This is a genomic window from Xylanimonas ulmi, from assembly GCF_004216535.1.
In the GTDB taxonomy this organism is placed as follows: domain Bacteria; phylum Actinomycetota; class Actinomycetes; order Actinomycetales; family Cellulomonadaceae; genus Xylanimonas; species Xylanimonas ulmi.
In genome coordinates this window covers 1,433,421-1,447,518 of the sequence record NZ_SGWX01000001.1, presented here as the reverse complement: position 1 = coordinate 1,447,518, position 14,098 = coordinate 1,433,421, and the positions used below count along the sequence as shown (strand labels likewise).

Annotated in this window: 13 protein-coding genes and 6 tRNA genes; 6 read left to right on the top strand and 13 right to left on the bottom strand. The window is 73.7% G+C overall.

Going from position 1 to position 14,098, the window contains the following annotated elements:
• Window positions 1-5 precede the first annotated feature (5 nt).
• The 3 genes from murJ to EV386_RS06695 are packed head-to-tail and all read right to left on the bottom strand — an operon-like array spanning window position 6 to window position 3,249.
• Window positions 6-1,931, bottom strand: coding sequence for a murein biosynthesis integral membrane protein MurJ (gene murJ / locus EV386_RS06705; RefSeq protein ID WP_130413480.1), 1,926 nt, complete (start codon window positions 1,929-1,931; stop codon window positions 6-8).
• Window positions 1,932-1,933: 2 nt separating this feature from the next.
• Window positions 1,934-2,461, bottom strand: coding sequence for a hypothetical protein (locus EV386_RS06700; RefSeq protein WP_130413478.1), 528 nt, complete (start codon window positions 2,459-2,461; stop codon window positions 1,934-1,936).
• Window positions 2,458-3,249 (bottom strand): dihydrofolate reductase family protein, encoded by a 792-nt coding sequence (locus EV386_RS06695; protein ID WP_130413476.1) that lies wholly within the window; start codon window positions 3,247-3,249, stop codon window positions 2,458-2,460. The genes EV386_RS06700 and EV386_RS06695 overlap by 4 nt, the downstream gene beginning before the upstream one ends.
• Before the next feature lie 76 nt (window positions 3,250-3,325).
• On the opposite strand from EV386_RS06695, the gene zapE reads away from it, so the two are divergent.
• Window positions 3,326-4,408 (top strand): cell division protein ZapE, encoded by a 1,083-nt coding sequence (gene zapE, locus EV386_RS06690; protein ID WP_130413474.1) that lies wholly within the window; start codon window positions 3,326-3,328, stop codon window positions 4,406-4,408.
• Between the two features lie 55 nt (window positions 4,409-4,463).
• Here zapE and EV386_RS06685 read toward each other — a convergent pair whose 3' ends face one another.
• From EV386_RS06685 to glgX, 3 genes are all read right to left on the bottom strand, one after another.
• Window positions 4,464-5,375, bottom strand: a complete 912-nt coding sequence (locus EV386_RS06685) for a PPK2 family polyphosphate kinase (protein ID WP_130413472.1) — start codon at window positions 5,373-5,375, stop codon at window positions 4,464-4,466.
• 61 nt (window positions 5,376-5,436) lie between these two features.
• Window positions 5,437-6,996: a hypothetical protein gene (locus EV386_RS06680; RefSeq protein ID WP_130413470.1), complete on the bottom strand. Its 1,560-nt coding sequence runs from the start codon at window positions 6,994-6,996 to the stop codon at window positions 5,437-5,439.
• 5 nt (window positions 6,997-7,001) lie between these two features.
• A complete protein-coding gene (gene glgX / locus EV386_RS06675; RefSeq protein WP_130413468.1) occupies window positions 7,002-9,197 on the bottom strand; it encodes a glycogen debranching protein GlgX in 2,196 nt (731 codons plus the stop codon).
• Between the two features lie 98 nt (window positions 9,198-9,295).
• Here glgX and EV386_RS06670 point away from each other — a divergent pair, with 98 nt between their 5' ends.
• Complete coding sequence (locus EV386_RS06670) at window positions 9,296-9,541, top strand: hypothetical protein (RefSeq protein ID WP_130413466.1); 246 nt, start codon at window positions 9,296-9,298, stop codon at window positions 9,539-9,541.
• Between the two features lie 62 nt (window positions 9,542-9,603).
• On the opposite strand, the gene EV386_RS06665 is transcribed toward EV386_RS06670, so the two are convergent.
• From EV386_RS06665 to EV386_RS06650, 4 genes are all read right to left on the bottom strand, one after another.
• Complete coding sequence (locus tag EV386_RS06665) at window positions 9,604-9,882, bottom strand: hypothetical protein (RefSeq protein WP_130413464.1); 279 nt, start codon at window positions 9,880-9,882, stop codon at window positions 9,604-9,606.
• Window positions 9,883-9,893: 11 nt separating this feature from the next.
• Complete coding sequence (locus tag EV386_RS06660) at window positions 9,894-10,232, bottom strand: DUF2277 domain-containing protein (RefSeq protein WP_130413462.1); 339 nt, start codon at window positions 10,230-10,232, stop codon at window positions 9,894-9,896.
• A gap of 70 nt (window positions 10,233-10,302) precedes the next feature.
• Window positions 10,303-10,377, bottom strand: a tRNA-Val gene (locus EV386_RS06655).
• Between the two features lie 48 nt (window positions 10,378-10,425).
• Window positions 10,426-10,498, bottom strand: a tRNA-Gly gene (locus tag EV386_RS06650).
• A gap of 114 nt (window positions 10,499-10,612) precedes the next feature.
• Here EV386_RS06650 and EV386_RS06645 point away from each other — a divergent pair.
• Window positions 10,613-11,122 (top strand): GNAT family N-acetyltransferase, encoded by a 510-nt coding sequence (locus EV386_RS06645; RefSeq protein ID WP_165399865.1) that lies wholly within the window; start codon window positions 10,613-10,615, stop codon window positions 11,120-11,122.
• 66 nt (window positions 11,123-11,188) lie between these two features.
• Here EV386_RS06645 and EV386_RS06640 read toward each other — a convergent pair.
• The 3 genes from EV386_RS06640 to EV386_RS06630 form a co-directional block, all read right to left on the bottom strand.
• Window positions 11,189-11,263, bottom strand: a tRNA-Val gene (locus EV386_RS06640).
• Window positions 11,264-11,285: 22 nt separating this feature from the next.
• Window positions 11,286-11,356, bottom strand: a tRNA-Cys gene (locus EV386_RS06635).
• A 41-nt stretch (window positions 11,357-11,397) separates the two neighbouring features.
• Window positions 11,398-11,470: transfer RNA gene (locus EV386_RS06630), tRNA-Gly, on the bottom strand.
• A 116-nt stretch (window positions 11,471-11,586) separates the two neighbouring features.
• On the opposite strand from EV386_RS06630, the gene EV386_RS06625 reads away from it, so the two are divergent.
• The 3 genes from EV386_RS06625 (at window position 11,587) to EV386_RS06615 (ending at window position 13,862) form a co-directional block, all read left to right on the top strand.
• Entirely contained in the window at window positions 11,587-12,768 is a 1,182-nt protein-coding gene (locus EV386_RS06625) for a chorismate-binding protein (protein WP_130413458.1), read from the top strand.
• Between the two features lie 96 nt (window positions 12,769-12,864).
• The gene (locus EV386_RS06620; protein WP_130413456.1) at window positions 12,865-13,725 is read left to right on the top strand and encodes an aminotransferase class IV; all 861 of its coding nucleotides are present in this window, start codon (window positions 12,865-12,867) and stop codon (window positions 13,723-13,725) included.
• A 65-nt stretch (window positions 13,726-13,790) separates the two neighbouring features.
• Window positions 13,791-13,862: transfer RNA gene (locus EV386_RS06615), tRNA-Val, on the top strand.
• Window positions 13,863-14,098: the final 236 nt, after the last annotated feature.

Genomic DNA, 14,098 nt, shown 5'->3' with positions numbered 1-14,098 from the left:
GTGCCTCAGCGGCCGAGGCGGCGCCTCAGCGGCCGTAGGGCGTCGTCGAACTCGCGCACACGCAGGGCCTTGAGCCCGGCGGCGTAGACCAGCAGCATGAGCGTGCCCACCGCCGCGGTGACGCCGAAGGCGTGCGCCCAGGTGAGCGTGCCATCGCCGCCCAGCGCCCGGGCGGTGGCCCAGCCGACGGCGGCGGCCACGCCCGCGGCGAGCCCCGCGCGCACGTACAGGCGCAGCACGCGGGCGCCGTCGACGCCGTGCAGCAGGCGGCGCATCCCGGCGACGCGCAGCAGCACCGACACCCAGGTCGACAGCGCGTAGGCCCCGGCGGCGGCCACGGTCCAGTACCGCGGGTCGAGCGACTGCGCGCCGATCAGCAGCGTGACGACCATGGCGCCGGTCGCGAAGATCTGGATGACGAAGATGCTGCGCCCGTCCTCGAACGCGAAGTACATGCGCTTGACCATCACGGTCGCCCCGAGCGCCACGAGCCCCGCGGCGAGCCAGCGCAGCACGGGGGCGCCGGCGGCCACCTGGGAGGGGGCGATCGTGGGCAGCAGCGTCTTGAGCAACGGCCCGGGCACCGTCATCATCACCGCGGTCGAGATCACCGAGAAGATGCCCGCGGTCCGCAGGCCCGTCGACATGGCCGAGCGCACGCCGTCGAGGTCCCGCTCCGCCGCGGCGAGGCTCATGCGTGGGAACAGTGCGGTGATGATCGAGACGACCACGAGGGAGTGGGGCAGCAGGTAGATGGTCAGGGCCTGAGTGAACATGGCGTTGCCCGCCACGATCTCGCCCGGGGCGGCCGCGGCGCCGGCGGCCGAGGTGATGTTCTTGAGCACCACGAGCCCGGCCTGCTCCAGCCCGACGGCCGCGATGGTCCACCCCACGACCTTGCCGGCCGAGCGCAGCCCGATGCCGCGCACCCCGAACCGTAGGCGCCAGTGGAACCCGCCGCGTCGCAGTGCGACCAGCAGCACGGCCGTCTGCGCCGCGATGCCGAGCGTCGCGGTCGCGCTGAGCACAACCGTCTGCGCCGTCGTCCACGCGGCGAGGTCGTTGAGCTCGCCGCCGGCGCGTCCCCAGATCGCGATGAACGCGCCGAACCCGATGACCGAGACCACGTTGTTGGCCATGGGCGCCAGCCCGGTCGCGGCGAACTGGCCGCGCGCGTTGAGCACCTCGCTCAGCACCGAGAACAGCCCGTAGAACAGCACCTGCGGGATGCACCAGAACGCGAACGAGACGGCGAGCGCACGCGCCGCCGGCGGCCACTCGCCGGAGAGCGTGAACAGCCGCACGAGCAGGGGAGAGGCCGCGACCAGCGCCGCGGTGCCGACCACGAGCGCGCTCGTGGCGGCCGTCAGGAGCTTGTCGAGGCGCTCCTGGGTGTTGTCGGACTTGATGGCGTGCATGATCTGCGGCATCAGCACGGCCTGGAGCACGCCTGCGGTCAGCAGCGCGAACAGCATGTTCGGCACGTTGTTGGCGATGTCGAACGCGTTGGCGACCAGCCCTGTGGCGCCGATCGCCCAGATGAGCATGATGTTGCGCACCTGGCCGGACAGGCGCGAGGCGAACGTCCCGATGGTCAGGATCAGCGAGTTGCGCCCGAGGTTCGCCGTCGTGGGTACGGCTGCGCGCGCGGTAGTCGCGTCGGAGCCGGCGGCCGGGCCGGCGGTCCGCTCAGCCGCACTCGGGCTGGCCGTGGCGCCCGCCGCAGTCGCCGTGGCCGCGGGCTGCGGACGGCCGGTCCGGTCGGCGACCGGGACGCGCGGCGGTGGGGTGGGCCGCGAGCCGACGGCGGGGATCAGCTCGGTCGGTGGTGCGGGGGTGGTGTCGCGGGGGTAGCCGACGCGGCGCGCCGGGCGGGGGTCGGCTCCGTGCGGGCGTGCGTGGCGCGGGGGGTGATCGCCGGGGGCGGGCATCCTCAGCCGAGCTCGCTCGTGCCCGCGTACAGGTGCAGCACCGGCACCGTCAGCCGCTCGCGCGCCCGCGAGGCCCAGTCCGCGTGGAAGGTGTCGGCCAGCGCGTGCGGGTAGGTGACCACGACGACCTCCCGGGCGCCGTCGGCGACCGCGGTCGTGAGCGCGGGCAGCGGGTCGTCGCCGGTGATCGCGCCTGTCGCGGTGACGCCGGTCGCTGTGATGGCCGCGAGCGAGGCCCGCAGGGCGTCGGCGGCCTTCGCCTCGGCCTCGATGGCGCCCGAGGGGCCCGAGCGCAGGTCGTCCCACGCCTGGCGCAGGTCGCCTGAGCCGAGGTGCGCGAGCAGCGCGACCAGCACGTTGCGCTCGGTGTCCGCGGGCACGAGCACGCGGAACGCCAACGGGTCGGGGACGCCGTCGCCGTCGCGGTCGCGGTACAGGTCGAGCAGGTGCTCGACGTCGGCGGCGGTGAGCGCGGCCTCGGTCAGCACGAGGACGACGTCCGAGGAGTCGGGCGAAGGTGCGGTCGTCATGTACCGAATCCTGCCAGGCCGTCGGCGGTGGGCGCGTCCGATGGCACCAGCCACCGGGCCAGGAGGGTTCCGGCCGCAGGATCGTGCAGCAGGTGGGCCAGCCGGGAACGGCGCGGTCCGCGCCCTCGCGGCGCCTGGGCTCCCGCGAGGATGCGGCCGGGGGCCGGCCCCTCCACGACGGCGGACGTCGTCAGGCACAGCTCGTCGACCAGCCCGGCCGCATGGAGTGACCCCAGGAGGTGGGGGCCGCCCTCGGTGAGCACGCGCGTGAGCCCGCGCGCGGCCAGGTCGGCCAGCCCCGCGCGCAGATCGGGCTCCTGCGCGCCGTGGACCAGCACGTTCTCGCCGCCCACGGCGCCGCGCGCGGCAGTGGCGCCCGCCTCGCCGGTGATCACCAGCGGTGGGCGGTCACCCGCCAGCGTCGACGGCGGCACGAGTCCGCTGCGCGAGACCAGCGCGAGCCGCAGGGGGGCGGCGCCCTCGGCCAGGTGCGCCAGGTCCGCGGGCCGCTCGATCTGGTCGTACCCCTCCTCGCGCGCGGTGCCGGCGCCGACGACGACGACGTCGGCCAGCGCGCGCAGCACGCGGAACACGCGCAGGTCGGCGTCGTCGTTGAGGTCGCCCGAACGGTGCGAGCCGCCCCATGCCGCGCCGTCGACCGAGGCGACCATATTGGCGCGGACCACTGCGGGCTCGTGGCGATACAGCGCGGCGAGAGCGGCCTCGCCGTCGTCGTCGGGCAGCGGGCGCGTCTGGGGCGCCAGGAGGGTGAGCGCGGGGCCGGCCATGCAGGCAGTCTCGCACTCGCGCGGCGTGGCGTACCTCACACCAGGCCGGTGCTGACGACGCGTAACCTTGACCACCGTGACGAGCGCCACGACCGATGCCCCCCGCCCCGTCGTCGACGCGCCGCATGTCGGCTCGCTCACCTCGGTGCGGCCCGTGGCCTCCCGGCAACGGCTGCTCGCGGACCTCGTGCCGCCCCGCCACTTCGCCGGGGCGCGGTTCGAGACCTACCGCGCGAACCCCTCGTTCCCCAGCCAGGCCGCCACGGTCGCCCGCCTTGAGGACGTGGCGCGGCAGATCACGGCGCCCGCGCGCCCGCGCGGACTGTTCGCCGCCCGCCGCCGGGCCACGGCGCCGGCCGTCTACCTCGACGGCGGCTTCGGCGTCGGCAAGACGCACCTGCTGGCCGCGCTCGCGCACGCCGTCGGGGTCGAGCACACGGCGTATGGGACGTTCGTCGAGTACACCAACCTGGTCGGCGCGCTCGGGTTCCTGCCCACGGTCGAGGCCCTGGCGGCCAAGCGGCTCGTGTGCGTCGACGAGTTCGAGCTCGACGACGCGGGGGACACCACGCTCATGAGCCGGCTGCTGCGCGAGCTGACCGACCGCGGGGTCGCCCTGGCCGCCACCAGCAACACGCTGCCTGGGGCCCTGGGCGAGGGGCGGTTCGCCGCCGAGGACTTCCTGCGCGAGATCCAGGCGCTGGCCGCACGCTTCGAGGTGCTGCGCGTCGACGGCGACGACTACCGCCACCGCGCCGTCGTGACGGACGCCGAGCCGCTGCCCGCCGAGGTCGCCGAGTCGTTCGCCGCCGCCCGCCCCGACGCGACCCTCGACCAGTTCGACGATCTGCTCGACCACCTGGCCACGGTGCACCCGAGTCGGTACGGCGCGTTGCTGGACGGCGTCGGAGTGGTCGCGCTGACCGGCGTACGGCCGGTGGCCCGGCAGGACGTCGCGCTGCGGCTGGTGGTGCTCGTGGACCGGCTCTACGACCGCGACGTGCCGGTGCTGCTGTCCGGGCACGGAGCGGTCGACACACGCGGGCTGTTCACCGAGGAGATGCTGCGCGGGGGGTATCGCAAGAAGTACTACCGGGCGCTGTCACGCCTGGGCGCGCTCGCCGAGGACGGGCGCGCGCTGGCGACCTCGGGTGGTTGAGCCCGTCAAAACCAGCGGGTGGTTTCGACAGGCTCAACCACCGGGATGGCGGGCCTCAGGTCTCGTCAAGCAGGCGCCGCTGCTCGGCGACGTCGAAGTCCGCCGGCGGCCAGCCCAGGTCGAGTGACCGCAGGGCGTCGAGCAGCAGTTCGGTCACCGCGAGTCGGGCGAACCACTTCCGGTCGGCCGGCACCACGTGCCAGGCGGCGACGTCGGTCGAGGTCTGCTCAAGCATCTCCTGGTAGGCGTCGAGATAGTCGCCGAACCGTGCGCGCGCGGCGAGGTCGCCCGGGTTGTACTTCCAGTGCTTCTCGGGCCGGTCGAGCCGCTCGCGCAGCCGAGCCTTCTGCTCGTCGCGGGAGACGAGGAGCGCGACCTTGACGATGACCGTCCCGGCGGCGGCCACCTCGGCCTCGAACGCGTTGATCTCCTCGTAGTGCGCGCGCCACGTCTCCTCGGGCTCCAGGCCGTCGACGCGCACCACGAGGACCTGCTCGTAGTGCGAGCGGTCGAACACGCCGATGTACCCCGGTCTCGGCAGCGCGTTGCGGATGCGCCACAGATACCCGTGCGACGCCTCCTCGGCCGTGGGCACGCCGAACGCGCGGTGCTGCACGCCCTGGGGGTCGACCAGGCCGACCACGTGCCGGACGATGCCGCCCTTGCCCGCCGTGTCGAGCCCCTGGAGCACGAGCAGCACCGAGCGCGAGCCGCCCGAGCGGCCGTGTGCGAACAGCCGCTCCTGCAACTGCGCCAACTCGAACGCGTGCGCGGCGACCAGCCGCTCGGCGTCGTCGCGGTCGCCGTCCCAGCCGGGCGTGCCGTTGCAGTCGAGCTCGCGCACGTCCACCTTCTTGCGCCACCGCAAGGCCCGGGTGGGGGACTTGTCCCAGTGCCCTTCGAGCTTGCGCAAGATGTCGTCGTCTGGGGTGCGCTCCAGATCCTGTTTGCTGTGCCGTCCGCTCATCGAGAACTCGCCGCTCCTCCTGCGCCGGTGTCACCTGGTGCGCGAGCGTAACCCCAGGTCGTCAGGCTCGCGCGCGAAGGACCACGGTGGCGCCGGGCGGCACGAGCAGGCCACGCTCGTCGAGCGACGAGTCGGGTGACCAGGCCGCCGCCAGCTCCCACCTCGCGGCGGGACCCGGCGCCACCTCCTCGAGGGGAGCGCGCATCGTCTCGCCGTCCCAGCCGAGGACGACGGCGAGGCGCCCGCGGCGGACGGCGAGCGTCGTCGCGCCGCTGCGCAGGTCGACGTCGAGCGCGAGCTCCCCGGCCGCGTCGGCGCGCAGCGCGGCGAGGCGCGCGCACCACGCCAGCAGCCTCGCGGACGCGGGCGAGTCCTGGCCGACGGGCGCGTGGTCGGTGTCCAGGACGAGCGGCGTGCCCGCGAGCATGGCGAAGGCGAGCGTGGTCGCACGGGTGTCGGGGTCTGCCGGCGCGTGCGGGGCGCCGGGCGGCGCCCACGGCATGGTGCGGCGTGCTCCGGGTAGCCGGGTGAGGTCTCCGACCACGATGGACGCCGCATGCGCCGTGGTGGGGTGGCGGCGGCGCACCAGGCGGTCCGCGCGCAGCGGCAGCCGCGCGGTGGGCGTGAGCGTCTTGGCCAACCGGCGCAGTTGGTCGAGGGTCGCCGGGTTGGGCGGCGCGGTCTGCTCCAGGACGCGGCTGAGCGCCCCCGTCAGCCGATCGGAGCGGCCCGGCCCGTCGACGAACAGCGTCAGCCCGCGGCCGACCTCCTGTGCGACGGTGACGGTCGCCTCGGCGAGCTCGGCGATCCACGGCACCGGCGAGCCGTCGGCCAATGCCTCGACGTCGAGCGACAGGCCGTCCACATGCAGGTCGGCGAACCACCGTTCGGCGTCGGACAGCAGGAAGTCGCGCACTCCGCGGCTCCCCGAGCCCGAGAGGTTGAGCCGCCCGTCCACGGCATAGGGGCCGAACGTCTCAAGGCCCAAGCCCTCGCAGACCGCCCAGCGGTGCGGCGGCGTCAGGACGACGGCCAGGCCGTGGGCGTGCGCGGCGTCGACGAAGCGGGCCAGGGCCAGGACGCCGCCCAGCGGCTCGTGCACAGCGAAGAGGCGAACGCCGCCGGTCGGCCCGACGTCCGGGTCGTAGGCCGCGAGCGGCGCCAGCTCGACGCCGTGGATCCCCAGGGCCGCGATGTCCGGCAGGAGCGAGGCGGCGGCGTCGAGGGTTCCGGCGCGCGTGGCCGTGGCCACGTCGAGGTGGAGCAGGACGCCCCCCGTGATGTCGGGCGGCCGCCAGGCGTCGTCGCTCCACCCCGACAGCGGCGTCGGCACGCGCGAGAGCCCGTGGACGCCCTCGGGGAACGCGGTTCCGGTGGGGTCGGCCAGCGCCGGACGGCCGTCGATGGAATACCCGAACCGGGTCCCGGCGTCGAGCTCGCGGTCGGCGCCCCAATAGCCGGGTTTGTGCGCGCCGACCAGCCGTAGCGGGTGCGCCTGGGCGCCATCGGGACCCGGGACGACGACGTCGACGGTGCGTGCGCGCGGCGCCCAGACGATGGGCCGGGGGCCGGGCCATGAGACCGTCGGACCCGGCTGCGGGGGACGGGACCCTGTGCTCACGGCGGTCAGGCTAGGCGCCCATCGCCCGCCCGCAGGCGAGTGCGTGTCGTGCGTCGCGCCGAAGGGCGTGTGAGGACGACCACAGTGCGGCTCTCGACGGTCACCGCCGTGCCCGCCGGGTGCGACTTGCGGCGGGAGAGCGCGCCGTCGGTGTCGAGCACGGTCGTCCACCGCGCGCCGTAGGCGGCGGGGGGCAGCACGAAGTCGAGCGGGTCGGAGTGCGCGTTGAACAGCAGGAGGAACGCGTCGTCGACGAGCGGAGAGCCGCGGCGGTCGGTCTCGCGCATGGCGTCGCCGTTGAGGAACACCATGAGCGACCGGGCGTAGCCATTGGTCCAGTCCGTGCCGTCCATGCGCTGCCCGGTCAGGTCGAGCCAGTCGATCTCGGGCAGGTCGCCCGATCCGTCGAGCGCGGGTGATGTGGCGCCGAGTCCCGCGCCCGCGAAGAACGCGCGGCGGTGCAGCACAGGGTGGTCGCGGCGCAGCCGCACGAGCCGGCGTGTGAACTCCAGCAGGCCGGCCTCGTCGGGGCCGAGGTCCCAGTCCATCCACGCCGTCTCGTTGTCCTGCGCGTAGGCGTTGTTGTTGCCGCCCTGCGTGCGGCCCAGTTCATCGCCGTGCGCCAGCATCGGCACGCCCTGGCTCAGCAGCAGGGTCGCCAGGAGGTTGCGGCGCTGACGCGCGCGCAGCGTGCGGATGGCCGGGTCGTCGGTCGGCCCCTCGACGCCGCAGTTCCATGACCGGTTGTGGCTCTCGCCGTCCTGGCCGCCCTCGCCGTTGGCGTCGTTGTGCTTCTCGTTGTACGACACCAGGTCGGTCAGGGTGAACCCGTCATGCGCGACGACGAAGTTGATGCTCGCGATCGGCTTGCGGCCGCTGTGCTCGTACAGGTCGCTGCTGCCGGTCAGACGGCTGGCGAACTCGGGCAGGGTGGCGGGCTCGCCGCGCCAGAAGTCGCGCACCGTGTCGCGGTAACGGCCGTTCCACTCGGTCCACAGGGGCGGGAACCCGCCCACCTGATAGCCGCCGTCGCCCAGGTCCCACGGTTCGGCGATGAGCTTGACCTGAGAGATCACCGGGTCCTGGTGCACGATGTCGAAGAAGGCGCTGAGCCGGTCGACCTCGTGGAACTGCCGGGCGAGCGTCGCGGCCAGGTCGAAGCGGAACCCGTCGACGTGCATCTCGGTCGTCCAGTAGCGCAACGAGTCCATGATGAGCTGCAGCACGGCGGGTGAGCGCATGAGCAGCGAGTTCCCGGTGCCGGTCGTGTCGAAGTAGTGCGCCTCGTCGCCGTCGACCAGACGGTAGTAGGCGGCGTTGTCGATGCCCTTGAAGCTCAGCGTCGGGCCCAGGTGGTTGCCCTCGGCGGTGTGGTTGTAGACGACGTCGAGGATCACCTCGATGCCGGCCTCGTGCAGCGCCTTGACCATGGTCTTGAACTCGAGCACCTGCTGGCCGCGCGTGCCGTAGGCGGCGTAGCCATTGTGCGGGGCGAAGAACCCGATGGTGTTGTAGCCCCAGTAGTTGGCGAGCCCCTTGGACTGCAGCGTCGAGTCCTGCACGAACTGGTGCACCGGCATGAGCTCGACGGCGGTGACGCCGAGGCGCGCGAGGTGCTCGACGACGGCGGGGTGCGCCATGCCCGCGTAGGTGCCGCGCAGCTCGGGCGGCACGTCGGGGTGGCGCATCGACATGCCCTTGACGTGCGCCTCGTACAGCACCGTGTCGTGGTAGTCGATCTGCGGCGGGCGGTCGTGGCCCCAGTCGAAGAACGGGTTCACGACGACGGAGGTGAGCGTGTGCGGAGCCGAGTCCGTGCCCGACGGCGCCGCGCCCGTGACGGCGACGTCCGCGTCGTCGAACGGGTAGGAGAACAGCGACTGGTCGCCGTCCGCCTGCCCGTCGATCGCGCGCGCATACGGGTCCAGCAGCAGTTTGGTGGGGTCGCACCGGTGCCCGGAGGCCGGGTCCCACGGCCCGTGCACGCGGTAGCCGTACCGCTGGCCTGGGCCGACGCCCGGCAGGAACACGTGGAAGACGTGCGCGTCGACCTCGTGCAGGTCGACGCGCCGCTGCGAGCCGTCGTCGTCGAGCAAACACAGTTCGACGCGCTCGGCGACCGAGGAGAAGAGCGCGAAGTTGGTCCCGGTGCCGTCGAAGGTCGCGCCGAGCGGGTACGGGCGTCCTGGCCACGTCTGCATGCCCACGATCCTCACAGACCGCCGAGGGCGTGGCGCGGTGGGATCGGCGACACGCCAGGGACGCGCGGGCGCGGCGTGCGGTAGACCACAATGGCGCCATGAGCACCCAGCCTTCCCCCGCGCCCGCGGCCGACGAGGCGCAGCCGCACGCCCGTCGCCTCCTGCAGGAGTCGCTGGCCTCCGCCGGCCGCATCGCCCTCAAGCAGCCCGCGCCCGCGCCCGACGCCGACCCCCGGGCCGGTGGTGACGCGAGCAAGGCGCCGACGTCCCTGTCCGCCGTCGAGCTGCACCCGATCGAGGGCGACTCCAGCGGGAAGTCCTGGGACGACCCCGACGAGCTGTGACACCACGACGGACAGTCGCGGCGCCCGTCCCGGCGCGCGTGGTGTTCGTTGTCCTTGGCGCGCTAACGCGGGCGCCGGTCCGCGGCGACCGGGATCAGGCGCGGCATTCCCGGCGGGGCCACCTCGCTGACGGCGAGGTAGCGCGCTTCGGCGCGGTGCAGGCGGATGTGCTCGTCGAGCGACCACTCGGGGCCGTTGGTCAGCACCATGCCGCACGAGCAGTCGATCTCCACACCGCCGTCGGGCCGTCGACGCAGGTCGCCGACGGTCACATGGGACGCGCGGGCCGCCGCCTTGGCGCGGTGCATGGTCGCCGAGACGGCCGGCTCGTGGGGACTCACGGTCGCCGAGCCTAACGCCCCGCTCCGTGGGTGTGCGCGACGCCGAGCGCGTGCAGGCGCTCATGCTCCTCGCGCTCGCGCATCCGGGCGGCGACGCGCGCCTGGACGTCGGCTCGCCGCAGGGGCGGGACCGTCCGGGGTGGGACCTTGCGCGGCGGGAGCTCGGCCAGGAGCGCGTCGACGACGGCGGCGATCTGCGCCGCGGCGCGCTCGCACGGCTCGCGCGTGGAGGCCGCCGCGCCGGCCTGCACACCCGTGACCTTGCGGACGAACTGCTCGGCGGCGGCCCGCACCTCCGCGTCGGTCGCGGGTGGCTCGAGGCCGCGCAGCGTGGTGATGTTCCGGCACATGCCCTCGACGCTACGCCGGTCCCAGCGCCCGGGAGACGACAAAACCCTCGGCGTGAGCCGAGGGTTTTCGTGGTGGGCGATACTGGGATCGAACCAGTGACCTCTTCCGTGTCAGGGAAGCGCGCTACCGCTGCGCCAATCGCCCGGAGGCCTGCCGGCTACGGTCCGAGGACCGATTCGAAGGCGAACCGAGAGCGGATGACGGGACTCGAACCCGCGACCCTCACCTTGGCAAGGTGATGCTCTACCAACTGAGCCACATCCGCATAGCCAGAACGTCTGAGGTTTCCCTCCGCGTTCAGCGCCTCCGGAACTGTAGACGACCGGACGCCCCGAGGTCCAATCACCGGGCCCATGCCCGCCCGCTCTACGATCACGCGGTGACCACCTTCGACGACGGCGCCGTGCTGCGCCCCGCCCGGCCGGGAGACGAGCCCGGCATCCTCGCCTGCGTCCAGGCGCTCGCCGTCTACGAGCGCGCGCCCGACGCCGTCGAGACCACGCCCGAGGACCTGACCCGCGCGCTGTTCGGCCCCGCACCCGCGGCGTTCGCGCACGTCGTCGAGGTCGACGGGCAGATCGTGGGGATCGCCGTGTGGTTCCTCACGTTCTCGACCTGGACCGGGCGGCACGGCGTGTGGCTTGAGGACCTGTTCGTGGTCCCCGAGCATCGCGGCAAGGGGTACGGACTGGGGCTGCTGCGCACGCTGGTGGGCGTGGCGCGCGAGCGTGGGTACCGCCGGCTCGAGTGGTCGGTGCTGCGGTGGAACGCGCCGTCGATCGCGCTCTATCAGGCGGTGGGCGGGCGGCCGCAGGAGGAGTGGGTGACCTACCGGCTCACCGGCGGCGAGTTGGAGGCGTTCGCGGCGGGGGAGCGGTTGCGGGCCTGAGCGCCCGGCAGCCAAGGCGCCCCACCACGGGAGAAGCCCCGGTTCGAGGAACCGGGGCTTCTGGGATGGTGGGCGATACTGGGATCGAACCAGTGACCTCTTCCGTGTCAGGGAAGCGCGCTACCGCTGCGCCAATCGCCCGTGCCTGATCGCTCAGGACGCGAGGTGGGTACGGGATTCGAACCCGTGTATACGGCTTTGCAGGCCGCTGCCTCGCCTCTCGGCCAACCCACCTTGAGACGTGCTCTCCCTGGCGTGCAGAGAGTGGGCCTCCGAGCGGATGACGGGACTCGAACCCGCGACCCTCACCTTGGCAAGGTGATGCTCTACCAACTGAGCCACATCCGCGCGGCCGGTGCGTTCAGGGGTGACCCCCGGCGTCCGGCGCGTCCCAAACACTAGTTGACTCATCGCGAGCACGTCCAATCGCCGGTGAGCGCCTCGCGGTCAGTACCGTTCGTCTCGTGCCAGACCTCGCGCCAGAGCCCTCATCCTGGGCCCGCTTCTCCGGCCGCCTCGCCACGGGAGCCGTCGAGTGCGTCGACCTCGCCGTCTCGCCCGAGCGGCTGCGCGCCGGGCTGTGGTTCGTCGTCGCCGACTTCGAGGCCGACCTGGGCGGCGGGACCACGGGGCGGCCCGGGCGGGCGCGCGCCTGGCGGTTCGCGCACGTCGCCGACGACGCGGCGCGCGGCGCCGCGCCACGCGAGGGCGCGCGCCGCGACGGGACCGGCGCGGGCGGTGACGGCGCACGGTGGGTCGGGCCGCCGTCGGACGCCTGGCGGACGTCACTCGGTCGCGGCGCCTACCAGGAGGCCGTCGCCCGGGTGCGCGAGCGGGTGCGCGAGGGGGACGTCTATCAGGCCAACGTGTGCCGCGTGCTCGCCGCACCGCTGCCCGTCGCCGACGACGGCGCCGAGCCCGACGCGGCCGCGCTCGCGGCGTTGCTGGCGGCGGGCAACCCCGCACCGCATGCGGCGGCGATCCACGTGCCCGCGGGAGGCGTCGTCGACCCGGTCTGGGTGGTCTCCGCCTCGCCCGAGCTGTACCTGGCGCTCGACCACGACACGCTGGTCTCGGGGCCGATCAAGGGCACCGCGCGTACGCCCGGCGGGCTCAGCGACAAGGACCGCGCCGAGAACGTCATGATCACCGACCTGGTCCGCAACGACCTGCAGCGCGTGTGCCGGGCGGGCAGCGTCGAGGTCAGCGACCTGCTCGCCGTCGAACGCCACCCAGGGCTCGCACACCTGGTCTCCCGCGTGCGCGGCTTGCTCACCGACGACGTCGCCGCCGCGCCCGACCTGTGGTGGCGCGTGCTCGCGGCGACGTTCCCGCCCGGCTCGGTGTCCGGGGCGCCCAAGTCGTCGGCGCTGCGGCTCATCGCGGAGCTCGAGCCGACGCCGCGCGGGCCCTACTGCGGTGCTGTCGGTTGGGTCGACGGCGACGCCGGACGGGCCGAGCTCGCCGTCGGGATCAGGACCTTCTGGTGGGAGCGTGGCGCCGCGGGGACCGGGACGCTGCGGTTCGGCACCGGAGCGGGCATCACGTGGGGCAGCGACCCCGAGGCCGAGTGGCGCGAGACCCAGCTCAAGGCCGAGCGGCTCGTCGGGCTCGCGAGCCGGCCGCCCACCGACCGGCCCGCGTGACGCCATCGGGCGCCCCGCGACGCCGGGGGAACATCGGAGGGGCGCGGGACGCGCGCGAGGCGGCACACGGCGCGCGGCGTCGGGCAGACTGCGGGCATGAGCACGGTGGTGTGGGTCGACGGCGAGTTGGTCGGACAGTCGCAGCGGGCGCTGAGCGCGGTGGACCACGGGGTCACCGTCGGCGACGGCGCCTTCGAGACGTGCACGCTCGTGGGCGGCACGGTGTTCGCCCTCACACGCCACCTGCGCCGCCTCGACCGGTCGCTGCGCGGTCTGGGCCTCACACCCGCGACCGACCTTGAGGCGCGCGTGCGGCAGGGCATCGAGGCGGTGCTCGCGCGCGCCGGCGACATCGACGGACGCCTGCGCCTGACCGTGACCTCCGGGATCGGGCCGCTCGGCTCGGGGCGGGGGCAGGCGCGCGAGACCGTCGTCGTCGCGGCCGCCGCCTCGACCATGAGGCCGCAGTCATGGTCGGTGCGCTCACCGTGGGTGCGCAACGAGCGGTCAGCCGTCGCGGGGCTCAAGACGACGTCATACGCCGAGAACGTCGTGGCGCTCGCGGACGCCGTGGCGCGCGGCGGCGACGAGGCGCTCCTGGCCAACACCGTCGGGGCGCTGTGCGAGGGGACCGGATCGAACGTCGTCGTCGAGCGTGCGGGCCAACTGCTGACGCCCGCGCTGGAGACCGGCTGCCTGGCCGGCATCACCCGCGAGCTGCTGCTCGAGTGGGGCGCCGAGGACGGTCTGCCCGTGCGCGAGGCCGAGCCCGGCGAGCTGCCGTTCTCCGTGCTCGACGACGTCACGGCCGGGCGCGCACACCTCGCGCTGACGTCGTCCGGGCGCAACGTGCAGCCGGTGACATCGCTCGACGGCGTCGCCGTCGAGGCGGGGCCGCTCACGATGGCGGCGCGAGCGCTGTTCGAGCGGCGGATGCGCGAGCGGACCGACCCCTGACCTGCGCGGCGCGCACGCGGGTTTGGAGGCTCGGCGGGATCCTTGCTACTGTCATCCACGCAATCGGGCGATTGGCGCAGTGGTAGCGCGCTTCGTTCACACCGAAGAGGTCACTGGTTCGAACCCAGTATCGCCCACCCTCTCGAAAGGCCCTCTGACCAGCGAAAACGCTGAGTGCGGAGGGCCTTTTGCTTTGCCTCAGGAGGCCCAAGGACGCTTCTGCTGGCGCTACTGCTGGCTTACCGATACGACCGTGCGCGGCCTTGGACGCACGGCAGCGGACATGCCGGCGCGGCCGGCGGTGTTGCTGGCTCCGCTGCTGGCTCTGTGCTCGGCCGAGCACGACATCGCCCGGCCATCCTGTGCGGGACGA

Coding starts and splice junctions, on each gene's coding strand:
- murJ (WP_130413480.1), bottom strand. CDS start 1,931: ATGCCCGCCCCCGGCGATCACCCCCCGCGCCACGCACGCCCGCACGGA.
- EV386_RS06700 (WP_130413478.1), bottom strand. CDS start 2,461: ATGACGACCGCACCTTCGCCCGACTCCTCGGACGTCGTCCTCGTGCTG.
- EV386_RS06695 (WP_130413476.1), bottom strand. CDS start 3,249: ATGGCCGGCCCCGCGCTCACCCTCCTGGCGCCCCAGACGCGCCCGCTG.
- EV386_RS06685 (WP_130413472.1), bottom strand. CDS start 5,375: ATGAGCGGACGGCACAGCAAACAGGATCTGGAGCGCACCCCAGACGAC.
- glgX (WP_130413468.1), bottom strand. CDS start 9,197: ATGCAGACGTGGCCAGGACGCCCGTACCCGCTCGGCGCGACCTTCGAC.
- EV386_RS06670 (WP_130413466.1), top strand. CDS start 9,296: ATGAGCACCCAGCCTTCCCCCGCGCCCGCGGCCGACGAGGCGCAGCCG.
- EV386_RS06660 (WP_130413462.1), bottom strand. CDS start 10,232: ATGTGCCGGAACATCACCACGCTGCGCGGCCTCGAGCCACCCGCGACC.
- EV386_RS06620 (WP_130413456.1), top strand. CDS start 12,865: ATGAGCACGGTGGTGTGGGTCGACGGCGAGTTGGTCGGACAGTCGCAG.